The organism is Sphingomonas yunnanensis (assembly GCF_019898765.1).
GTDB classification, from domain to species: Bacteria; Pseudomonadota; Alphaproteobacteria; order Sphingomonadales; family Sphingomonadaceae; genus Sphingomonas; species Sphingomonas yunnanensis.
The window spans coordinates 116,247-138,243 of sequence record NZ_JAIOKB010000002.1; the positions used below are offsets into that span (position 1 = coordinate 116,247).

20 protein-coding genes and 1 tRNA gene are annotated in these 21,997 nt (G+C 64.6%); 13 read left to right on the forward strand and 8 right to left on the reverse strand.

The genetic code is table 11. The features are described from left to right. The first annotated feature begins 1 nt into the window (after nucleotide 1). The 6 genes from K7957_RS06740 to K7957_RS06765 all read left to right on the forward strand — a co-directional run bounded on the left by K7957_RS06740 (nucleotide 2) and on the right by K7957_RS06765 (nucleotide 5,354). Entirely contained in the window at nucleotides 2-1,165 is a 1,164-nt protein-coding gene (locus K7957_RS06740; RefSeq protein ID WP_223011231.1) for a zinc-dependent alcohol dehydrogenase, read from the forward strand. Nucleotides 1,166-1,206: 41 nt separating this feature from the next. Continuing rightward, nucleotides 1,207-2,340: an SMP-30/gluconolactonase/LRE family protein gene (locus tag K7957_RS06745; protein ID WP_246616827.1), complete on the forward strand. Its 1,134-nt coding sequence runs from the start codon at nucleotides 1,207-1,209 to the stop codon at nucleotides 2,338-2,340. A 45-nt stretch (nucleotides 2,341-2,385) separates the two neighbouring features. After that, on the forward strand, nucleotides 2,386-2,799 hold the full coding sequence (locus K7957_RS06750; RefSeq protein WP_223011232.1) for a GlcG/HbpS family heme-binding protein: 414 nt from the start codon (nucleotides 2,386-2,388) through the stop codon (nucleotides 2,797-2,799). Nucleotides 2,800-2,836: 37 nt separating this feature from the next. Continuing rightward, entirely contained in the window at nucleotides 2,837-3,145 is a 309-nt protein-coding gene (locus K7957_RS06755; protein ID WP_223011233.1) for a putative quinol monooxygenase, read from the forward strand. A gap of 186 nt (nucleotides 3,146-3,331) precedes the next feature. After that, nucleotides 3,332-4,171, forward strand: coding sequence for an aldo/keto reductase (locus K7957_RS06760; protein ID WP_223011234.1), 840 nt, complete (start codon nucleotides 3,332-3,334; stop codon nucleotides 4,169-4,171). 7 nt (nucleotides 4,172-4,178) lie between these two features. Beyond that, complete coding sequence (locus K7957_RS06765) at nucleotides 4,179-5,354, forward strand: ion channel (RefSeq protein ID WP_223011235.1); 1,176 nt, start codon at nucleotides 4,179-4,181, stop codon at nucleotides 5,352-5,354. 34 nt (nucleotides 5,355-5,388) lie between these two features. Here the strand turns inward: K7957_RS06765 and K7957_RS06770 are convergent, their stop codons facing one another. Both K7957_RS06770 and K7957_RS06775 read right to left on the reverse strand, forming a co-directional pair. Continuing rightward, nucleotides 5,389-5,649, reverse strand: coding sequence for a DksA/TraR family C4-type zinc finger protein (locus K7957_RS06770; RefSeq protein WP_223011236.1), 261 nt, complete (start codon nucleotides 5,647-5,649; stop codon nucleotides 5,389-5,391). A gap of 260 nt (nucleotides 5,650-5,909) precedes the next feature. Further along, nucleotides 5,910-6,215, reverse strand: coding sequence for a hypothetical protein (locus K7957_RS06775; RefSeq protein ID WP_223011237.1), 306 nt, complete (start codon nucleotides 6,213-6,215; stop codon nucleotides 5,910-5,912). Nucleotides 6,216-6,340: 125 nt separating this feature from the next. Here K7957_RS06775 and K7957_RS06780 point away from each other — a divergent pair, with 125 nt between their 5' ends. The 3 genes from K7957_RS06780 to K7957_RS06790 all read left to right on the forward strand — a co-directional run bounded on the left by K7957_RS06780 (nucleotide 6,341) and on the right by K7957_RS06790 (nucleotide 8,399). After that, on the forward strand, nucleotides 6,341-6,631 hold the full coding sequence (locus tag K7957_RS06780) for a hypothetical protein (RefSeq protein WP_223011238.1): 291 nt from the start codon (nucleotides 6,341-6,343) through the stop codon (nucleotides 6,629-6,631). 664 nt (nucleotides 6,632-7,295) lie between these two features. Continuing rightward, the gene (locus K7957_RS06785; RefSeq protein ID WP_223011239.1) at nucleotides 7,296-8,267 is read left to right on the forward strand and encodes a site-specific integrase; all 972 of its coding nucleotides are present in this window, start codon (nucleotides 7,296-7,298) and stop codon (nucleotides 8,265-8,267) included. Between the two features lie 58 nt (nucleotides 8,268-8,325). After that, nucleotides 8,326-8,399 (forward strand) — tRNA-Gly (locus K7957_RS06790). A gap of 33 nt (nucleotides 8,400-8,432) precedes the next feature. Here the strand turns inward: K7957_RS06790 and K7957_RS06795 are convergent. Then, nucleotides 8,433-9,686, reverse strand: coding sequence for a hypothetical protein (locus K7957_RS06795; protein ID WP_223011240.1), 1,254 nt, complete (start codon nucleotides 9,684-9,686; stop codon nucleotides 8,433-8,435). Nucleotides 9,687-9,758: 72 nt separating this feature from the next. After that, nucleotides 9,759-10,931, reverse strand: coding sequence for a replication initiation factor domain-containing protein (locus K7957_RS06800; protein ID WP_223011241.1), 1,173 nt, complete (start codon nucleotides 10,929-10,931; stop codon nucleotides 9,759-9,761). A gap of 777 nt (nucleotides 10,932-11,708) precedes the next feature. On the opposite strand from K7957_RS06800, the gene K7957_RS06805 reads away from it, so the two are divergent. The 4 genes from K7957_RS06805 (at nucleotide 11,709) to K7957_RS06820 (ending at nucleotide 15,558) form a co-directional block, all read left to right on the forward strand. Beyond that, nucleotides 11,709-12,860 (forward strand): plasmid recombination protein, encoded by a 1,152-nt coding sequence (locus tag K7957_RS06805; protein WP_223011242.1) that lies wholly within the window; start codon nucleotides 11,709-11,711, stop codon nucleotides 12,858-12,860. 157 nt (nucleotides 12,861-13,017) lie between these two features. Then, nucleotides 13,018-14,328, forward strand: a complete 1,311-nt coding sequence (locus tag K7957_RS06810; RefSeq protein ID WP_223011243.1) for an AAA family ATPase — start codon at nucleotides 13,018-13,020, stop codon at nucleotides 14,326-14,328. After that, nucleotides 14,321-14,968 carry an RloB family protein gene (locus K7957_RS06815; protein WP_223011244.1) on the forward strand — a complete coding sequence of 216 codons (648 nt, stop codon included), beginning with the start codon at nucleotides 14,321-14,323 and terminating at the stop codon, nucleotides 14,966-14,968. Before K7957_RS06810 ends, K7957_RS06815 begins: the two co-directional genes overlap by 8 nt. A gap of 272 nt (nucleotides 14,969-15,240) precedes the next feature. Next, a complete protein-coding gene (locus tag K7957_RS06820) occupies nucleotides 15,241-15,558 on the forward strand; it encodes a PilZ domain-containing protein (RefSeq protein WP_223011245.1) in 318 nt (105 codons plus the stop codon). On the opposite strand, the gene K7957_RS06825 is transcribed toward K7957_RS06820, so the two are convergent. The 4 genes from K7957_RS06825 to glgC are packed head-to-tail and all read right to left on the reverse strand — an operon-like array spanning nucleotide 15,548 to nucleotide 21,768. Then, nucleotides 15,548-17,308 carry a glycogen debranching protein gene (locus tag K7957_RS06825; protein WP_343228332.1) on the reverse strand — a complete coding sequence of 587 codons (1,761 nt, stop codon included), beginning with the start codon at nucleotides 17,306-17,308 and terminating at the stop codon, nucleotides 15,548-15,550. The two genes, K7957_RS06820 and K7957_RS06825, sit on opposite strands and share 11 nt — an antisense overlap. Then, the gene (locus tag K7957_RS06830) at nucleotides 17,305-18,924 is read right to left on the reverse strand and encodes an alpha-D-glucose phosphate-specific phosphoglucomutase (RefSeq protein WP_223011246.1); all 1,620 of its coding nucleotides are present in this window, start codon (nucleotides 18,922-18,924) and stop codon (nucleotides 17,305-17,307) included. Before K7957_RS06830 ends, K7957_RS06825 begins: the two co-directional genes overlap by 4 nt. Continuing rightward, nucleotides 18,921-20,507 carry a glycogen synthase GlgA gene (gene glgA, locus K7957_RS06835; RefSeq protein ID WP_223011247.1) on the reverse strand — a complete coding sequence of 529 codons (1,587 nt, stop codon included), beginning with the start codon at nucleotides 20,505-20,507 and terminating at the stop codon, nucleotides 18,921-18,923. Before glgA ends, K7957_RS06830 begins: the two co-directional genes overlap by 4 nt. A gap of 1 nt (nucleotide 20,508) precedes the next feature. Further along, on the reverse strand, nucleotides 20,509-21,768 hold the full coding sequence (glgC, locus tag K7957_RS06840; RefSeq protein WP_223011248.1) for a glucose-1-phosphate adenylyltransferase: 1,260 nt from the start codon (nucleotides 21,766-21,768) through the stop codon (nucleotides 20,509-20,511). Nucleotides 21,769-21,997: the final 229 nt, after the last annotated feature.

Genomic DNA, 21,997 nt, shown 5'->3' on the forward strand with positions numbered 1-21,997 from the left:
CATGCGCGCACTCTGCTGGAACGGCGTTAACGATCTCCGCGTCGAGACGGTCGCGGATCCCGAGATCATCAACCCTAACGACGTGATCCTGAAGGTCCGGCTGTCGACGACCTGCGGGTCGGACCTGCACCTGATCGACGGCCTCATCCCGACAATGAAGGCCGGCGACGTGCTCGGCCACGAGTTCATGGGCGAGGTCGTCGACGTCGGCCGCGGCGTGATGAAGGTCAAGAAGGGCGACCGTGTGGTGGTGCCGTCGTTCATCGCCTGCGGCAATTGCTGGTACTGCGCGCACGATCTCTACTCGCTGTGCGACACGACACACCCCAAACCCGAGCTGCAGGAGCCGCTGCTCGGCTATCCGACCGCCGGCATCTACGCCTATTCGCATGCCTTTGGCGGTTATGCCGGCAGCCACGCCGAATACATCCGCGTGCCGTTCGCCGACACAGACTGCTTCGTCGTGCCCGACGGTGTGTCCGACGAAACCGCCCTGTTCATCTCGGACGCTGCGCCGACCGGGTTTATGGGTGCGGACTTCTGCAACATCCAGCGCGGCGACGTGGTAGCCGTATGGGGATGCGGCGGCGTCGGCCTGATGGCGCAGCAGGGCGCGATGATCCTCGGTGCCGAGCGCGTGATCGCCATCGACCGCTACCCCGAACGGCTCGCACAGGCCGCCGCGTTCGGCGCCACGACCCTCGACTACACCAAGGTCGATGTCATCGACGCGCTGAAGGAGCTGACCGGCGGGCGCGGCCCCGACGCGTGCATCGACGCGGTCGGCATGGAAGCGGGCGGCACCGGGCTCCAGCAAGCGTATGACCGGGTCAAGCAGGCGCTCTACCTGGAGACCGACCGCGGCACCGCGCTGCGCGAGGCGATGCTGGCGGTGCGCAAGGGCGGCACGTTGTCGATCCTCGGCGTCTACGGGCTGATGGACAAGTTCCCGCTTGGCCTGCTCATGAACAAGGGCGTCACCGTGCGGACCGCGCAGCAGCACGGGCAGGCCTATGTCCCGCGGCTGCTGGAGCACGCGCAGCGCGGCGAGCTGACGCCCGCCGCGCTCGCCACCCACCGCTTCTCGCTCGAGGACAGCCCTAGGGGGTATCACATGTTCAAGCACAAGGAAGACGGCTGCGTGCGCGCGGTGTTCGCGCCATGAGCCGCCATCATCGTCCGCACCCGTCCTACGGAGAGGCAATCATGGCCGGGCTAAGGGTCGCGTCCGCCGCCGTGGCGGTAACGATTGTTGCTACCGCCTCCCTCGCACAGCAGCGAACTGCTCCAGCGGCAGGAACGGCGCGCCTCGAGCAGGTCGCCAGCTTCGAGCATCAGGTGACCGGAGTGACCGTCTCCCCGGAAGGCCGCATCTTCGTCAACTTTCCTCGCTGGACGGAGGATGCGCCGATCTCCGTCGCAGAGGTGATGCGCGACGGCCGGATCAGGCCTTACCCGGATGGCGCATGGAATGCCTGGCGCAATGCCAGCAAGAACCAGATGTCCGCCGGGGATCATTTCGTGTGCGTCCAGAGCGTTGTAGCCGACGCGCGCGGCAATCTGTGGGTCGTCGATCCCGCTGCGCCGGCAACCGCAGCCGTCGTCCAGGGTGGGCCCAAGCTCGTCAGGATCGACCTGAAGACGAACACGGTCGCGCAGGTGATCCGCCTCGACGAGACCGTCGCACCGCAGGGCAGCTATCTCAACGATGGGCGGTTTTCGCCAGATGGGCGGCATGCCTATCTCACCGACGCCGGTGCCAAAGGCGCGCTCGTCGTGGTCGATCTGCAGACCGGCAACGCTCGCCGCGTCCTTGATGGCCACCCTAGCACGCAGCCTGAGAAGAACGTGGTAGTGAAAACCGATGGCCGTGAGGTGCGCCGCCCGGACGGCCGAGGAGTCGAGTTCGCTGCCGACAGCATCGCGCTGTCTGAGGACGGCCGTACGCTCTACTGGAAGGCGCTGACCGGTCGCACGCTCTATCGCATCTCGACCGAGGCTCTGGATGACCCGCGTCTGTCCGAAGAGTTGCTCGAAGCTCGGGTGCAAAGTGCCGGCGTGACCGAGCCTACCGACGGGCTGTGGATCGACCGTCGGGGGCGCATGTACCTCAGCGCGATCGAGCAGGACGCGGTGCATGTTCGTGATGGCGACAGCGTCGCCACCCTCGTTCGGGACAAGCGGCTACGCTGGCCCGACACTTTCTCCGAGGGACCCGACGGCACGATCTACGTCACCAGCTCGCGCATCCAGGACATGAGCTGGTTCAAGCCGGAGAACGGCCCCCGCCTCACGACGCAATTGTGGCGCATTGAGGGGAGTGCGACGCGGCATCCGTGAAGGCCAACCGATCAAGCCTCAAGCGATCAACCCAGTGAGGACGCCATGACCATCAGCCAACTTTCCGTATCTCTCGAGGACGCTAGTCGCGTTATCGCCGCCGGTCAGGCCAAGGCTGGCGAGATCGGGTCGCCCAGCAACGTGGCCGTGGTCGACGCGGGCGGCAACCTCGTTTCCCACATCCGCATGGACCACGCCTGGGTGGGCAGCATCGACATCTCGATCAACAAGGCCTTCACCGCGCGCGCCTTTGACATCGCCACCAAGGATCTGGGCGAAAACGCTCAGCCGGGACAGCAATTCTACGGCATCCAGGATTCCAACCATGGCAGGGTGATGATCTTCGCCGGCGGGATTCCGCTCCGCCACGACGGTCAGGTCGTCGGGGCCGTCGGCGTGAGCGGGGGCAGCGGCGAGCAGGATCAGACGGTCGCCGAGGCGGCAGCCGCCGCATTCTGATCACTACAATGACACACGAGCAAGGAGAGGATTCGAGATGGCGACACATGTCAGCAAGGCGGTTCTGGTCCGCCTCGAAGCCCTTCCCGGCAAGGAGGGCGACGTTCGCGGCTTCTTGAACCAGGGGTTGTCGATCGTCGAAGGGGAGCCGAAGACCGTCAGGTGGTTCGGGGTCCAGTTCGGACCCTCGTCGTTCGGGATCTTCGATGCCTTTCCCGATGAAGACGGGCGTGAGGCGCATCTGTCGGGTGAGGTCGCGAAGGCGCTCGAAGAGAACACGGGTGTTCTCTTCCAGAAGCCCACGATCGAGCGTCTTGATGTCGTCGCAGAGAAGCAGCCGGTATAGAGCCTGCAGAGCCTCCAAGCGTTCGAAAAGACGAGAGCCGATCTCGGCGCAACAGCTCGTTACGGGAGACGAAAAGATGATCGACCTGTTCGCGGCCGCGTGGTCGTCGCAAGCGGCGGTGACGTGACGCCCGCCTCCGCAGCTGGCGCATCGCAGCGCGCATTGTCCGCGCCGGGATTGAAGGGCATGGAGCAGCGACCCTTTGGGTCCGTGCCGCGCGACGTTCCGGTCATCGGTCAAGGGACCTGGTACATTGACGACGCGCACCGACCCTCCGCCATTGCCGCCCTGCGCCGGGGTGTCGACCTCGGCATGACGCACATCGACACCGCCGAGATGTACGGCGACGCCGAGCTTGTGGTGGGCGAGGCGATCGCAGGCCGGCGCGACGCGGTGTTCCTCGTCTCAAAGGTGCTCCCGAACAACGCCTCGCTGTCAGGTACCGTCGCGGCCTGCGAGCGCTCGCTCGCTCGGCTGCGCACCGACCATCTGGACTGCTACCTCCTGCACTGGCCGGGCTCATACCCGCTGGAAGATACGTTCGAAGCCTTCGAGCGGCTGCGCGAGCAGGGCAAGATCCTGTCCTGGGGGGTGAGCAACTTCGACGTCCCCGATCTCGAAGCGGCCTGGGCAGCCGGCGGCAAGGGGCGCATCGCTTGCAACCAGGTGCTCTACCATCTGGAGGAGCGCGCGATCGAGCACGCCGTATTGCCCTGGTGCGAGGAGCATCGCGTTGCCACGGTCGCTTACAGCCCCTTCGGTCACGGAAACTTCCCCGATCCAGGCTCGCCCGGCGGCCGCGTGCTGGCGGAGATCGCCGCAAGCCACGGCGCGACGATGCGTCAGGTGGCGCTCCGCTTCCTCGTGCGGCGGCCATCGACTTTCACGATCCCGAAGGCATCGAGCGCGGAGCACGCCGCCGACAATGCGGGCGCCGGCGCGCTGATCCTGACGGAAGCCGAACGTGCCCGGATTGATGCGGCATTCCCGCTCGGTCCTCGGCCACGGCGGCTCCCGATGCTGTAGGCTGGAGATGTCGATCGCGCCCACGCAGCTTTCCATACTCGCCGTGGGGCTGGGCGTCGCCGCTGCGGCAGGTCCGGAGGAGAAGTCGGCCATGAAGCCTGAACAGTTCGTTGGGGCAGCGCTGATGCTGCTGTTCCTCGCCGACATCTTCCTCACGGTCCTCTACGCCCGGGCTGGCACGGGGCTGCTCGCGCCACACTGGAACCGCGCGGTATGGGCTTCGATGCGCGCCGCGGCCCGGCTGTCCGGCCGTCGGCGAAGGGCGCTCCTGTCGTTCGCCGGCCCGGTGATCGTCGTCCTGCTGATCGGCTTCTGGGCGTTCGGCCTGACAATCGGTGCGGCGCTCGTCATCCAGCCCGAACTTGGCACCGCGATCCGGCCCTCGACGGGCAGCGCCTCCACAGACTTCGTCACGGCGCTCCTCGTGGCCGGCAACAGCCTTTCGATAGTGGGCGGCGGCGATTACAGCCCGCACACGTCCGCCACGCGCATCCTCTTCCTGAGCAACTCGCTGATCGGTGCGTCGGTGCTGAGCCTGGTGCTGAGCTACCTCGTCCAGGTCTATTCGGCACTTCGAGAGCGCAATGCGCTGGCGTTGACGATCGACCTGATGACAGACGGGACGGGCGATGCCGCGGCCATGCTGGCGAGGCTGATGCCCGATGGCGATCCCGACGGCGCCGCGAGCGAACTCGGCAATCTCGTCCAGTCGCTCGCAGCGACGAAGGAAGCACATCATTTTTACCCGCTCTTGTTCTACTTCCGCTTCGAAGAGCCGCGCTATGCCGTTTCCCGCTTCACCTTCGTCCTCCTCGATCTGACAACGCTGATCGCTACCGGGCTCGACCCGCACCGCTACGGAACTCTTGTAAAGTCCGCGCCTGTTTGCGCGCTGCGGCAGGGGGCCTTCATGCTGCTTAAAACCCTCGACCGAAACTTCCCATCCGTCGAGCATCACACGTCGGATTCGAGTGAGACGTGGCGGTCGCGACTGACCTACGTTGCTGCGATCAAGACATTCGAACGCGCCGGCATCGCGGTGCAACCGGACGGCATTGGGCGATACACCGTCGATCGCCGTAAATGGGAGCCGCTCGCCCAGCGGGTTGCCCCGTCGCTTGGCGACACGATGGCCGAGATCGATAGCCGCTATGCTCTATCAGAACCGCAGAACAATGTCTGAACGCCGCACCGATGCACCACAACCTGGAAGATCGTCACCGCAGCTGACTGTCCTTGCTTCCCCGCCGGTTGAACGTAGCGGCAAGAGGCCGGTCGCGGCCGCTCTGACACGTCACGCAGGTCCGCACTCCTGGCAGCGCCCGACGTCGACCTTCGGGGATGTCGCCGCCGCAGAGTGTACAGAACGGTTCACCCGTTCCACTTGGCATGCTGGCGCGTGCGGCCGACACTGCGTCCGCCACGGAATCATCGATCTGATCCTGCACCGCGCCATCGCGCGCCCAACCGCCGGCCATCTGCCTCTCCTGACCTGACGCATATGGTGACCCGGGTGCGCCTATGCCAATGCTGGCGCTTCAACCGATGTCCGCTTCTCGGCCGCTTCACTCCCGCTAAAAAACTGCGATCGCGTTGAGCGACATATATCTTGTCCGACGTTCTGGCATTGCGTTCGGTGCCGTCCCGAGGAACCTGCGCTTCGCGAACACAACGGCGTCAGATTCGAGGCGCAATGCCTGCGACCGCTGATGTCGCACCCGCCCGTTGAACGGCGTGCCTACGAACGAGCCAGATCGGCCGGTCGCGTCGCGCACTCCAGTAAAGGAGAACGCGTCCTGGCGAGCCGCCAGCCAGAACGACGGAGAGAGGGCATCAGTTCGGTCCGCTTGTCGGGCGCGGCTTCGACCCGCACGCCGGGACTGACGAGGTTGCTGCGGATGATGGCATTGTAGAGCCCGGCGGGGGCAAGGTCGGCGCGGCCCATCCCGAACAGCGTGTCGAAGCGTCCGTAGTCGCCGCCTGGCCGATCGGTATCCCGGCGCTGGAACGCGATCCTGCGCTCGACGTGTGCAACCGGCTTCACGTCATGGAGATGAAGCCTGGCGCCGGCACGATCATCAACATATCATCCGTTGTCGGGATCTCGGTCGAGGCGCTGAACGGCGTCTACCGCGCATCGAAGTCCTACGTGCTGAGCCTCGGCCATTCTTGCAGAAGGACCTCGCCGACAAGGGCGTCCGCTTCCAGACCGTCCTGCCCGCCGCGACCGCCACAAACTGCAGGGACGTTGCCGGCTATGCGCCGCAGAAGACGGCCGAGATCAACATGCAGGCGGCCGATCTGGTCGACGCGGCGCTGGCCGGACTTGACCAGGGCGAGCTCGTCACGATCCCGGGTCTCCACGAAGGCGACGCGTGGACCCGCCGGGGGCAGGAGCGCCGTGACCTCGCGCCCAAGTTCCGCAATCCCACGCCAGCGGCGCGCTACGCGGTCGCCTGAGTGTCTGAGGGGTCGTCATTCTGTCGAGATGACGACCCTCAGACAGCGGTGGTGCTTCCACGGCCTAGGCATTCCCATTTCTATCCAGACCGTGCGGAAACTCGGTCGCCGATTCCATGACGCCGCGGACACGCAAGGCTTCACAGCATCAGTCAATGACGTGATTGATCGTTGGTGCGCCGGCCTTTTTTGGCCCACTTCCCATCGACGTGGGTGGGTGGGCGAGGATCGGCAGAAATGATCCTCAGTTCACCCGTGCTGGGTGGGCCAATAATGCCAACGTCGGCCCACCAGAAAAGGGAGGCGCAATACCGCAAATCAGCCGCAGGCATATTTGCATTGCGAGTGTAGCGAAGATCGCAGTGAGGGCGCCAAGACATCTCATTCGGGGCTTTGGCGCCGCCACGTGTGACGACTGTTTTGGCCCACCGAGCAGGTGGGCCAAAATCCTCAAACAATGCTCTCGTTTTCCTCAACAGAGGTGGGCTCGTCGTGCCGGCGATCAACACGCTCACCGTCCGCGCCACCGGTCGTCACGAGGATCTGCTCGACGACGTGTCGTTCAACCGGGCCGCGCCCAGGATGCCGCTCTCCGTCCGCTGAGGATCGCCGCCAGCCTAAGCTGACGCCAGACGCGATCGATGCGATCAACCGAGCTCTTCAGATGCGCGAGATGGAACGAGCGCCGAACTCCAACACGCTGCTGTCGTTGATCCGTATGTGGCGATCCGAACATCCCGATCGAGCATCAAGCCCCGAATGGGAACGGCTTGCCGCCAACACCAAGAAGACTTGGGGTTCTGCCCTCAACAAATTCGGGGAAAAATGGGGGTCTGTGCCGCTGGCGGTGTTCGATGATCCGCGCATGACCCAAGAGGTCATCGCCTGGAGAAACAGCCGCCGGGACACGCCTCGCGCTGCCGACAACGGCATCACCGTTCTCCAAGCACTGCTCAAGTTCGGGATGCAGAATGCGCTTCGCAGCCGTGACGTCGCCAATGAAATCACGAAGCTGTATGAGAATGGTCAGCGTGCCGACATCGTCTGGACGGAAGACGATCTAAATGCCTTCGAAGCGGCCGCAGAGCCGGACGATCGACCCGTGGTCGATGCGATAAGCCTTGACGCCGCAACAGGTCTGCGTCGCGACGATCTCGCATGGCTGACTTGGGCCAGCGTTCGTGAATTCACCCTGGTCAAGGAAACAGCCAAGCGAAGCGGGGGGAAGCGCCGCTTTGCCACGATCCCGCGGATCCCCGCCCTAGACGCCGTACTTGCGGACCTTCGAAACCGCCATAGAGATCCTGGCGTGGAAACGATATCGGTGACGCGCTCGCGGCAACCTTGGAACCTCGACACCCTTACCCACGAGGTCACGAGGATCGTAGAGAAGGCCGGTGTTGTTCATATTGACGTGCCGGAGAAGGACAAACCTCCTCGAACCCGCCGCAAGCACCTTCACGATGTCCGCGGTACCTTCGTGACACGGCTGATGACCACGACCGATCTGACTGACGAGGAAATCGCCGACATCATGGCCTGGTCGCCCGCGGATGTCCGAAGGATTCGGACGATCTACGTTGACGACCACCCGAGGAGTGTGGCACTTGGCCGCCGTATCGCACGGGGTCTGTAAACCGGAATTGTAAACCGGCGGCTCGCGAGCGGTCAGATCGGCGCTAAGTCGTTGATTCGCGGGTGTAGCTCAATGGCAGAGCAGAAGCTTCCCAAGCTTACGACGAGGGTTCGATTCCCTTCACCCGCTCCACGATTTTTCGAAGCATTCTGAACGACTTAGGCACTAGGCCGCGACAGTCAGCCTCCCAGCCGTTGCGGTAAACTCGCGGCAAAATGCTCCGGGAGCGAGCGACTCGACCTCTTCGATGATGGATTCGGCCGCCGCGAGGGCCAGTCCCAAGTTGGCTATGTCCCGGATAGCGTAGATATCGGAGATGTCGGCGCGGACGTGTCCAAGCATCATCTTGCCCTGCTGCCACTGGGCCTCCCCGATCCGCCCGCGCGCGATCGTCGCCATGCTGCGACGAATGAGCTTCTCGCCCGCCTCCCCATGCTCGGGCAGCCCGATCGTAGTCGCCATGCGGTCCCAGGCTGCGCGGATCGACGCCACCGGCAGCCAGACATCGCCCATGTCATTCAAGTACGGAGCGAACTGCCGTGCGATTGGCACCTTGGGTCGATGCTTCCGCGTCTGTCGCCGGTTGGGCGGGTTGAGGTCGAGGACGCCCGACGCTGAGTGCCACTGCCGCTTGCGGAGGTCGTAGAGCGCATCAGGACGCGCCCATGTGGCGACGGCCGCGCGGAGATAGCGCAACAGGTTCGCGCGCTCCTCAATGCGTCGAGCGACGAGGTTCGCGTTGATCTCGTCGGGGTTGCGCCAGTGCCGAACCGACTTGTCGTCGGGCCGGAGGCAGTAGTTGAACATGGCGGCAATCGTTCGGACGTCGGCACGATACTGCGGCGATGCCGAAACCTCCTTTTGCTGGATGACAGCGAATCCAGCCTTCTGCCCGGGCGTGGCGTTAATGGCTGCCGCAAGCTGCATCAACGCTCCCTCGATCGAGGACAACGCCCGGTGCCGTTCCTCTCCGCCCCGCGAGCCACCGGTGATCTTCTCCGCGCCGAGCCACTCGCGGAAGGCATTGGCGAACTTCTCGTCCGCCTGGGCGGCGGTCATCGCTGGATTCTTCGTGTTGATGTAGCGCACGACGTGACCGAGCCGGGTCCTCGCGGACTTCTCGCCAGCCTTACCCGCCGACAGCAAGAGGTAGTCGGCGATGAGCGACAACAGTAGCGGACTGCCCGACGCCTCCCATGCCCGACCACAGGTCGGGCAATGGTGCGCACCCTCTGATTCGAGGAACTTCCGATCGACGGCTAGCCGCCCGGCTTCAGGATCGCGCGTAGCCGCGCTTGCGCTTCGCTCACGCTGTCGCTCGTGGTCATACCAGACGATCTCGAGGTTGCGCCCTGGCCGTTCGTAGAGGGCGAACTGGCCGCGCTGGTAGATCGGTTTCGGGCGTTTCGTTGCTGGCATTGGGTCCTCTGGTATTCGGCAACGGCCTGGCGGAACACGTCATAGGCTCCGGTCGATACGAACAGGTCAAGGTCATCCGCCGAAAGCTGGATGCCCTTGCCTGCTTCGATCTTCCGGGAGAAGCGGCGGTCGAGGTCGGGGAGCGACGCCATCACGACGCCTCCCATCCCAGGATTGCCGGCCCCTGCACGTCGTAAGAGCCACGATCGTTTGGGGTCCAGTCGCCAGCCTTGATCCGCTCGCGGATGATGGCAGCGACCTCCTCTTCCATCTCGGCGAAGAAGAGGCGCAGTCCTTCACGCCAGCTTGCGGCGCGGCCGGGCACGATGAGGTTGTCGCGGGCGAGCTTGCCCCCTCGAACATGTGCCGCGCATACTGGCCGGTCATGAAGCGGTGAGTGCGTTCCCACTCGGTTTCGGTGCGCGGAGCCACTCGGATGCCCTCCGGCTGCCACGCTCCGCCCGAGAACACGCCGATCAGGTGGCGCGACCACTTCGTTGCGCCCCACGTTTCCTCCGCAGTCTTGGTCGCGAAGGTGGTCTTGGCGTCCTTCTGCGGCCGCACTTGCAGCTCCAGGCGGACCCATTCCGGGTCGGCGCCGCAGTCTGGGAACCTCCCGAGTTGCTCAAAGCCCTTCTGGTACAGGCGAGCCATGACGGGGGAATTGCGGCTCCCCATATAGTAGGTCGCGCCTTTCAGGGGATTGTCGGGCTTCATTAGCAGCCCGGAATCCATGCCGCGCACGTCCATCACCAGCTGGCAGGTCTTCAGCGCCGCGCCCCACACTTCGGGACCAGCGAAGTCGATGGCAGCGTCAATCCTGGTGACGCGGTGATCCGGTTGGAGGCGGCGCAGCAACTCGGCGAACGGCGCCGCGTGTCGGGACGTGGCCTTCACATTCGGTTTCGGATTGCCACCGTGCAGGATGGTCAGTTCGACGCCGCCGCGATTGTCCACGAACTCGGTGCGCTTCTGGTAGCCGGACGTGCCGCTATCGACATGGCGCAACTGGAACGGCTTGAGATGATCCGCCAGCATCTCGGAGACCTTCCGCACATACTGCGGGCCGGTCTGACGATCATCACCGGGTAGCGTGGCCTGATACCAGTCGAAGGTGCAGGAGGTGACCTGACGGTCATCCTCCTGGTCTTTTTTGGCCTTCCAGGGGAACGTAACGCGCGAAGTGACCCCCATGTTATAGGATGGGGGTCCTTGATCGTTGGGCCCGAGGCGAAGTCGGGTCATCGGCTGTCCTCCCGATCGGAGAGACGGTCGGGATTCGGGTCCGCGTAAGGCACGATTATGATGGTCGCGGACGTGGCTTTAAACGCCGCAATCTGGCTTCGAAGGGTATCGCGCAGAGAGGACCGACGACCACCACTGTCGAGCGTCGTCGGTTCACCTTGCGGTGCTTCGGCAGTTGGAGACATGTTCGTCACCGAGAAGAGGCGACGTCATCCCGATCTATGGCTCACGCAGCCAATAAGCAGGAGACGTCTGATGCCCCCAAACTTTTCTTCTCGGTCGCAAGCGCCGCAGAGCCGATCCGCCTTTGATCCTCGACCCGTGCCGCGATGCGGTCGTTCTTCGGGAGGCCCCACGGTTACGTGTTGCGAGCGCGACGTGATTTCCGCAGGCTGCTGGTGCCTGGGGTCAATGACCGCTCTACAAGATATGCCTCGCGACATATCAGGTCCGGGAACAATGCCCCTCGGCGGCAAGAATCAATATAGGCGCGTTCCCGGAACATATCAACAACGATTTGGGCATAGCAGTCGTCCTTGCGCCTTGCCCGGAGACGCCGCCCCGCACGGCTGGGCGTCGGAGGGCAAGGCGCTCGCCCGCTAGGGCGATTGGCGGGGTCCAGGGGGTGCAGCCACCTCGGCGAAGGGGAATTAGGCTCGCGTAATTCCGTCCTGAGTGACGGAGTTGCTTCGCAACCCCTCGTCGCGAAATGACCGACGGGGTGATTCCCATGGCTGACTATGACGGGTATCATGATACCCGTCATAGGAGAGGATTATGAAAGCGTTCGCGATCATTCGGCATCAGAAGATCAAGGCTGGTCGCCACCTCGTCGCGACAGGCTTGCACAACGCGCGGGGGATCGAGACTCCGAATGCCAACAAGGGCGCGCCGCCGGTCGAGATCATGGTCGGAACGAAGAAGCCCTGGAGAGACGTGACGAGCGTTATGGACCGGTTGGGTATCGCCAAGGTCCGCAAGAACGGCAACGTAGCCATCGAGGTCATCCTTGGGGCGTCGCCGGAATGGTGGTCTTCACATGGATGGCGATCCGGCATCATCCCATCCGGCGCCACTTTGGACGTTATCGAAGCATGGAAGGCGGATCAGCTCGCCTATTTACGATCGCGGTTCGGCGAGCACCTGATCGCCTCCGTCGTGTTTCACCAAGATGAGGCCTCGCCGCATGTGCATGCGCTGATCGTCCCGGCTCAATTCCGCCAAGATGGACGGGAGAAGGGAGACGACGCCGGCCCCGCGTGGCGGCTTTCGACCGAGAAGATGTTGCCGGGGCCGAACGCCATGAAGGCGATCGTAACCGACTACGCCGGACGCATGGCGAGCTTCGGCTTGGTGCGCGGGGAGGACCGGCCAGCGGGCACGACGAGGCACAAGCCGTTGAAGGAGTGGCAGGCCGAACAGGCCGACTTATCGAATAAGTTGGGGAGAGAGTTCATGAGACAGATCGACGTGACAGAGGAAGCTCACAAAGAGGCTGAGCGCATCAAGCGCGAGGCAAATGATTACGTAGCGAGGATCAGGCTCATTGCGGAGACCGAGGCAAAGGAAGCACGCGAACTTATCGTGATGAGGGAAGAAATCCTGCGCCGAAAAGAGGATGCGGCCAGTGCCGTAAGGCAGGAAATCCGGGCGGAGCACACGCGCGTCATGGAAATCGCGCAAGCCGCAGAGGTTGAGCGACGCGCCCTGCAAACGGCGAGGGATCGGTTGGAAACCATGATTTCCAAAGTTGAAACGATGCTGGAACCGATCCGGCGGCACGCGGCAAAATGGCTTGAGTCCTCGCCGCTTGTTCGACAAGCCATTGGTCCGAGGGGGCGTGAAGCGGTCGCGGTTGTGGGTTCTGAAGACGTGGCAAATCTTGCCGCTATGAAGCTACACCTGCAGTCCGATGGCAAGGCTCGCTAGTGCGATCCACGACCTCGTATACGGGGCCGGGCTCCGCACCCCAGCGCGGCCACAGGGCCATCTCCCACTAGACAATGCGCCCACGGCTGCGCATATCGTTTCGTGAACCTTTTTGTGGCAATCGCCGCATAATTGGCCGTTGAAAGCGATACTGAACATGATCATCGATCTATCGATGTCGAATTTTCGATCTTTCCAAGAAGATCAGATGTTAAGCATGAACGTCGAGGGCGCGCGCACCAGGCATTCGTCGAATTTTACCCTGATTGAAGAGGGCCGTATTGGCGTTCTTCGCTCTGCCGCGATCCTTGGAGCAAATGCTTCCGGCAAGTCCAACCTGCTCACGGCTTTGATGGCGGTGAAGTGGATTGTTCAATCCTCAGGTGGCAGAAAGGAAGGCCAATCCATTCCGCCATATGAGCCTTTTCGTCTGTCGAAGGCAGGACAGAGTCAACCTGTGCGCCTTGAGATCGAGTTCGTTGTGCCATCGGGCGTGAGATACCGCTATGAACTAGCTTTTTCGAAGAACAGGATTCTTGAAGAGCGCCTGTATTCGTATGCGCGTCGTGTTCGAGCAACGATCTTTGAGCGCGGTCCCGACGACACATGGGAAACTATAAAGTTTGGGGGAAACTTCAAAGGTGGGAATCGACGATTTCCATTCTTTCCCAATGCGGCGTATCTTTCTCGTGCCGGAAATGACGCTTCCTCTCCGGAGTTTATCAGGGAAATTTATAGGTATTTCGCTGATATTTCTAACATCCCGGCCGGCAACAATCTATTCTCACTTCTTCCCCTGACTGACGCATCGACTTTGGCGGCAGTCAGCGAATTAGTCTGCCTGGCTGACACTGGCGTGACCAAGGTTACAATGGAAGAGAAGGAAGGCGCGGACGACATAAAGCTGCCAGACGGCATGCCTGAAGACCTAAAAGAGATAATCCTAGCGCAAAATAGGCTGTCTGCCCGGTATTGGATACAGTCGCAATCTGGAGACCTCATCGCTTTCGATTCTGATGAGATGTCTGATGGGACAACACGCCTCCTCCATATTCTACCCTTAGTGCTTGAAACATTTGAAAAGGGCGCCGTCCTAGCGTTCGACGAAATCGATGCTCATTTCCATACTGACATAGTTGATTTGATCTTGCGCCTTTTTCATGATGATCAGATCAATAGGAGAGGTGCGCAAATTATATTTACTACCCACGACACCAACATACTGGACTCGTCATCGCTTCGCCGTGATCAGATCTGGTTCGTCACCAAAGACAAGGGCTCATCATCCCTGAAGAGTCTGGATGAATACGATCGTAAATACGTGCGTCACGACAGCCCCTTCGAATCATTTTATCGGGATGGAAGGTTGGGCGCACTTCCCAGAGTTTCCTACGGTAAGGTCAAAGAAGCTATTTTGGGCGCGCTTGCAGCTAAAGCGTCGTTCCAACAGGACGTCGCCGATGCCTAAGCCCCGCAAGCCGGCAAACCAGAAGCCTCTAAAAACACTCAAGATTTTTTGCGAAGGCGAGAAGACGGAGCCGAATTATCTTAAGGGATATATCGCCACTCTCGATAGCGAAGCGCGCAAATCTGTCGTGGAAGTGGAGCCGACGCGTAAGAATACAGCAGTTCAGCTTGTCGACGAGGCGATCAAGGCAAAGAAGTCTGCGGATTCTTTACCTGAGGACGAGTTTTGGGTCGTTTATGATCGGGAAAGTATCGCGAAATATTCTGATGAGCTTCATTCAAGAGCTATTAGCAAGGCAAGCGGCGCAGATGTCAAGGTCGCGCTGTGCAATGTGTGCTTTGAATATTGGATCCTTCTTCATTTCATTGACACTGATGCGCCCTATCAAAATTTCGACGATCTGAAGAAGAATAGCGCGCTTAACCAGGAGGTCAAAAAGGTTTGTGGCTGCGACTATGACAAATCTTCAGCATCACTGTTTGACTCGATAAAGAAGCTGATCCCGGACGCCAAGCGGCGAGGCGCGCGCTTGAACAAGCGCGGCGTCGAGAACGCCGAATCCGGCCGGAGCAAGCCATATCAAATCAATCCCTATGTCGGGATTGTCGATTTGTTAGACGCCATCGATAAATTCACGTGACCCAGCAGGCTGCCCCCTGGGGTAGACAGGTTGCGGTAAATCTGCGGTAAAAGCGCTCGATGTTTCTGGTCTGTTCTCGATTTTAGAGCCTTACTCGAGCGTATTCGTGAACTTTTCCTCTCCTTGGCATCAATCCACCTTGCCTTCCCAAGCTTACGACGAGGGTTCGATTCCCTTCACCCGCTCCACTCCTTGCGCCGCGTTCATCCCGCCTTACTGATCGTTAACCAGTGCGTGCTAACGTCCCCCGACACCAAGGGGGGATGTTCCGCGTGGCCTCGCAGCCTGATATCGACAAACGGCGCGACCCGCGCTTCCATACCGAGTGCCGCGCCATGGCGCGGCTCGCCATCTCGGTGACCATCCTCGACGTCTCGGCCAACGGGCTGCGCGCGCGCATCTCGCTGCCGCTCGCGGCCGGGACGCTGCTCAAATTCTCGCTGCCGGGGGGCAGCGAGCATCACGCGCGGATCGCTTGGCACGACGGCGACGTGTTCGGCTGCGAGTTCATGAAGGCGCTCAACTCGCACGAACTACGCCGCGTCGCCGAGGCGAGCAGCAACGCCGCCCCGGTCGCGATCAGCGCCTGAGCGGCGCGGCACGCAGCTCCACCCGCCGCTCCGGGCGATCGACGCGGACGGTGAGCTCGGGTAGCCGCAGCTCGAAGCCGTCCGCGCCGTCCCAGTCGGCGCCGCGCATCGGCGTGCCGTCGAGCCGGTACCACCGCGCGTCGTGGCGCAGGGCCGGATCACGCAGTGCCGGCACGGCGCCGCGAGCGGCCGCCAGCTCGGCGACGAAGTCCTCCAGCGCGACGTCGCGGCCGGTCCAGTCGAGCCAGGTCGTGGCATTGTCCTGCGCATAGGCGTTGTTGTTACCGCGCTGGCTGCGGCGGAACTCGTCGCCCGCGGTGAGCATGATGGTGCCCCGCGTGGCGAACAGTGTCGCGAGCAGTGCGCGCGCGTCGGCGCGGCGCCGCGCCAGCACCGCGGGATCGTCGCTCTCCCCCTCGACGCCGTTGTTCCACGCGATCTCGCCGCCGTGGCCGTCGCGATTGTCCTCGCCGTTGGCATGGTTGTGGCGGTCGGCGTGGGAGACCAGGTCGGCGAGCGCGAAGCCGTCATGCGCGGCGACGAAGCTGACCCCGCGCGTGCGCTCCGCCCCGAACACGTCGCTCGAACCCGACAGCCGTGTCGCCAGCGCGCCCGCGCCGCCATCGCCGCGCCAGAAGCGGCGCACGTCGTCGCGGTAGCGGTCGTTCCACTCCCACCAGCCCGGCGGGAAGGCGCCGAGCCGGTAGCCGCCCGGGCCGGTGTCCCACGGCTCGGCGATCATCACGCGATCGCGCAGCAGCGGGTCGGCGGCGATCTCGGCGAAGATCGGCGCATCGGCGGCGAAGCCCGGCCCGCGCGCCATCACCGTGGCGAGGTCGAAGCGGAAACCGTCGACGCCCGCCTGCGCGACGAAGTGGCGCAGCGAGTCGCGCACCAGCGCGCGCACCCAGCCTCGCGCGAAGTCGAGCGTGTTGCCCGTGCCCGTGTCGTTGATCAGCGTGCCGTCGGGCGCGCGCGCATAGGCCGTGTCGTCGAGCCCGCGCAGCGACAGCGTCGGGCCGAGCTCGTCGCTCTCGCCGGTGTGGTTGAAGACGAGGTCGAGGATCGTGCCGATCCCCGCCGCGCGCAGCGCCGCGACCGTCTCGCGCAGCTCGCGCACGCCGCCGGGCACCAGGCGCGGGTCGAGCGCCATCGGCACGACCGGGTTGTAGCCCCAGGCGTTGCGCAGCCCCAGCGACGGCAGGTGGCGCTCGTCGATCCAGGCCGTGATCGGCATCAGCTCGACCGCGTCGACCCCGATCTTGCGCAGGTGCGCGATCACCGCGGGGTGCGCCAGCGCGGCGACCGTGCCGCGCTGTGCCGCGGGCACGTCGGGGTGCAGCATGGTGAAGCCGCGGACGTTGATCTCGTAGATCAGGCCGCCCGCGCGCAGGAGCGGCGGGAGGTCGAGCGTGCGCAGCGGGGCGCGCACGATCGCTCTCGGCACCAGCGCGGCGGTATCGGCGCCCCGCTCGGCCAGCCGCGGGTCATAAGCGAACGGTCGGTCGAGCTCGATCGCGTGCGGGTCGACGAGCAGCTTGGCCAAGTCGAACGGCGGCTCACCCTCCGCGCGCAAGCCATAGCGCGTGCCCTCGCCGATGCCGGCGACATGGACGCGCCAACCCTCGCCGTCGCGCGCCATCGCGATACGGTGTTCCTCCTCGCCGTCGAACAGGCACAGCCACAACGCCGCCGCGGCGGGCGCGCGCACCGTGAAGGTGACGCCGCCCGCCTCGATCGTCGCGGTCACGTCACGACGTCGGGGCGCTCGCGGCCGGTGTGCTGGCGGATCGCGGCGAGTTGCTCGGCCGCGGCGACGATGTCGGCGAGCATGTCGCCCGTCTCCTCGTCGAGCTGGCCGCCCGCTGGCTCATAGCGCTCGAGATAGACGCGCAGCGTCGCGCCGCTGGTGCCGGTGCCCGAAAGGCGGAAGACGACGCGGCTGCCGCCCTCGAACAGCACGCGCACGCCCTGGTTGCGGCTGACCGACGCGTCGGTCGGGTCCTCATAGGCGAAGTCGTCGGCCTCGGCGATCGTCAGCCCGGCGACCGACGTGCCCGGCAGCGACGCGAGCTTGCCGCGCAACTCGCGCATCAGCGTGTCCGCCGCGGCGCTGTCGACGCCCTCATAGTCGTGGCGCGCGTAATAGTTGCGGCCGTAGGTGGCCCAATGCTCGCGCGCGATCTGGTCGACGCTCTTGCCCGTCCCCGCAAGGATGTTGAGCCACAGCAGCACCGCCCACAGCCCGTCCTTCTCGCGGACGTGATCGCTGCCGGTACCCGCGCTCTCCTCGCCGCAGATCGTCGCCATGCCGGCGTCGAGCAGATTGCCGAAGAACTTCCAGCCGGTCGGCGTCTCGTAGGAAGGGATACCGAGCTTCTCGGCGACGCGATCGGCCGCCGCGCTGGTCGGCATCGAGCGCGCGATGCCCTTGAGCCCGTCCTTGTACCCCGGCGCGAGATGCGCGTTGGCGGCGAGCATCGCGAGGCTGTCCGAGGGGGTGACGAAGCGGCTGCGCCCGATGATGAGGTTGCGGTCGCCGTCGCCGTCCGAGGCCGCGCCGAAGTCGGGCGCGTCGGCGGACATCATCAGCTCGTACAGCTCATGCGCGTGGACGAGGTTGGGGTCGGGATGATGGCCGCCGAAATCCTCCAGCGGCGTGCCGTTGCGCACCGTGCCCGGCGCGAAGCCGAGCCGGCGCTCGAGGATCTCGGTCGCGTACGGCCCGGTCACCGCGCTCATCGCGTCGAATGCCACGGTCAGCCCGGCGGCGCGGATCGCGGCGAAGTCGAACAATCGCTCCATCAGCGCGGCATAGTCCGCGACGGGATCGATCACCTCGACCGTCATGCCCTCCACGGTCACCTCGCCGAGCGAGTCGAGGTCGATGTCGGCGCTGTCAGCGGCGTGCCACTCGCTCAGCGAGAGGGTGCGCGCGTGGATCGCCTCGGTCACCTTCTCGGGCGCGGGGCCGCCGTTCGCGACATTGTACTTGATCCCGAAATCCTCGTCGGGGCCGCCGGGATTGTGGCTCGCCGACAGCACCAGCCCGCCGAGCGCGCCGCGCTGGCGGATCACATTCGAGGCGGCGGGGGTCGAGAGGATGCCGCCCTGCCCCACCACGACGCGTGCGAAGCCGGCGGCCGCGGCCATGCGGATCGCCTTCTGGATCACGACCCGGTTGAGGTAGCGACCGTCGCCGCCGATCACGAGCGTCGCGCCCTGCTTGCCTTCGACCACGTCGAACACCGACTGGATGAAGTTCTCGGCGTAGTTGGGCTGCTCGAACACGCGCACCTTCTTGCGCAGCCCCGAGGTGCCGGGCTTCTGGTCGTCGAACGGCGTGGTGGCGGTGGTGACGATCATGCCGCGAGCAGCTCCCTGTACAATGACGCGTAACGGCGACCACTCGTCGCCCATGAGAAATCGGCCGCCATGCCGGCGCGCTGGATCTGCTCCCAGCGCTCGGCATCGGCGAAGAGGTCGGTCGCCAGTGCGATCGCACCCACGAGTGACTCATACGTGACGGTATCGAACTGAATACCGGTGGCAACCCCCGCCGCCAGCGCGGCGGCATTGGCGTGGATCACGGTGTCGGCGAGCCCGCCGGTGCGCGCCACCACGGGAACGCAGCCGTAGGCGAGGCCGTAGAGCTGGGTCAGCCCGCACGGCTCGAAGCGCGACGGGATCAGGATCGCGTCGCTGCCCGCCTGGAGCAGGTGCGACAGCGCCTCGTCATAGCCGAGCCGCACGCCGACCTGGCCGGGGAAGCGCTCGGCGGCGTCGCGGAAGGCCTGTTCGAGCCAGGCGTCACCCGAGCCGAGCAGCGCCAGCCGCGCGCCGCGCTCGACCAGGGCGGGGATGGCGTCGGCGAGCACGTCCATCCCTTTCTGCCATGTCAGTCGGCTGACGACGCAGAAGATCGGACCGTCACCAACGTCGAGCGCGAAGGCCTTCTCCACCGCGCGCTTGTTGGCGGCGCGGCGGTCGAGCGTGGCGGCGTCGTAGCGCGCCGGCAGCGACGGGTCGGCGGACGGCGACCACACCGCGGTGTCGATGCCGTTGACGATCCCGCTGACGCGGCGCTGGCGCGTGCGGATCAGCCCCTCCAGCCCCATGCCGAAGTCGGGCGAGAGAATCTCGCGCGCGTAGGTTGGGCTCACCGTGGTGATCGCGTCGGCGGATTCGAGCCCGGCTTTGAGGTAGCCGACCCCGCCGTAATATTCGACGCCGTCGACCGCGAAGGCGAGCGCGGGCAGCGCCAGCGAGGCGAAGATGCTCGCGTCGTAGCGGCCCTGGAAGGCGATGTTGTGGATCGTCATGACCGTGCGCGGTGCTTCGGGCGCGGGCGGCGCGAAGCGGAGATAGGCCGGCGCCAGCCCCGACTGCCAGTCGTGCGCGTGGAGCACGTCGTAGCGCTCGCCACCGACGGCACCCCCGGCGACGTCCGCCGCGGCGCGCGCGAAGGCGGCGAAGCGGCGCCAATTGTCGTCCCAGTCGCGCCCGGCCGGGTCGCCATAGGGGCCGCCCTCGCGCGCGAAATAGCCGGGCGCGTCGAGCACCAGCAGGCGATGCCCCGCGATCTCGCCCTCGAGCAGCTGCGCCGGCGCGCCGAGCAGGTCGGGCCAGCGGTGCAGCGGCGCGCCCAGTCCGTGACTCACCTCGCCTGAACCATCGTGCTCCCGCGCACGCAGGAGCCCCGGGCCGCGCTCGTCACCCTTGTGGCCCTGGGCTCCGGCGTTCGCCCAAGCACGAGTACGCGCGCGCTTACCGTGGGCGGCATCAGCCTCCAATGCGGCGAGGACGCGCGGGTAGCCCGGCAGGAAAGTGGTCACCTCGACACCATAAGGCGCGAGCGCCGCGGGCAGCGCGCCGACCACGTCGCCCAAACCCCCGGTCTTCACCAGCGGATAGGCCTCGGACGCGACCGAGAGGACGGAGATCGCCATGTCAGCCGAGGCGATCGATCATCGGCTGGGTGATCAGGCAGACGCCCTTGTCGGTGCGGCGGAAGCGCTGCGCGTCGGCCTCGGGATCCTCGCCGACGATCAGCCCGTCGGGGATGATCACGCCGCGGTCGAGCACTACCTTGCTCAGCTTGGCGCCGCGGCCGATGTGGCAATGCGGCAGCACCACCGCCTCGTCGAGCGACGAGAAACTGTGCGCGCGCACGCCGGTCGATACCAGGCTGCGATGCACGTTCGAGCCCGAGATGATCGTGTCGCCCGCGATCAGGCTCGACACCGCCTGGCCGCGCCGCCCCTCGATGTCGTGGACGAACTTGGCGGGCGGCGTGAGCTCGGAATAGGTCCACAGCGGCCACTCGCGGTCGTACAGGTCGAGCTGGGGCACCACGTCGGTGAGGTCGATGCTCGCCTCCCAATAGGCGTCGACCGTGCCGACGTCGCGCCAATAGGCCGCGGGCTCGTCGGGCGAACGGACGCAGCTGGCGGAGAAGCGGTGCGCATAGGCGTTGCCGTTCTTCACCAGGTACGGGATGATGTCCTTGCCGAAGTCGCGCGCGGAGCCTTCGGTCGCGGCGTCGCGGCGCAGCTGATCGATCAGCAGCCGCGTGTGGAAGACGTAGATGCCGAGGCTGGCGAGCGCGAGGTCGGGTTGGCCCGGGATCGAGGGTGGGTCGGCGGGCTTCTCGACGAAGTCGATGATCCGGTCCTGCTCGTCGACGTGCATCACGCCGAATGCGCTCGCCTCGTGCCGCGGTACCTCGAGACAGGCCACGGTGACGTCGGCACCGCTGTCGCAGTGCTGCCGCAGCATGATCTCATAGTCCATCTTGTAGATGTGATCGCCCGCCAGGATCACCATGAACTCGGGCGCGATATCCTGGATGATGTCGATGTTCTGGTAGACCGCGTCGGCGGTGCCCTCATACCATTGGAACTCGCTGATCCGCTGCGACGCCGGCAGGATGTCGAAGCTCTCGTTGCGCTCGGGCCGCAGGAAGTTCCAGCCGCGCTGCAGGTGACGGATCAGCGAGTGCGCTTTATATTGCGTTGCAACACCGATCCGCCGGATGCCCGAGTTGATCGCGTTGGACAGCGCGAAATCGATGATCCGGCTCTTGCCGCCGAAGTAGACCGCGGGCTTGGCCCGCGTGTCGGTGAGTTCCTTGAGCCGGCTGCCGCGGCCGCCGGCCAGAACATAGGCCATCGCGTCGCGCGCCAGCGGCTGACCTCTGCGTTCGTCCACGTCAGACTCCTCTCTGTATCGTCTTTACTGCCGGGCTTGTGCCGGTTAGGTTCGGAACGCTCGAGCAGATTCCGCGTTGCTCAGTCAGTGATGGCGTATCAAGGAACGACAATGATAAGAGAGGATCTGCAATGGATCGCGCATTTCCGTATCGTTCGCCCGACGGTCTGATCCGCGGGCTGATGACGGCCATCATTCCCTCGATCCTGGCCTGGGCCATGATCATCGC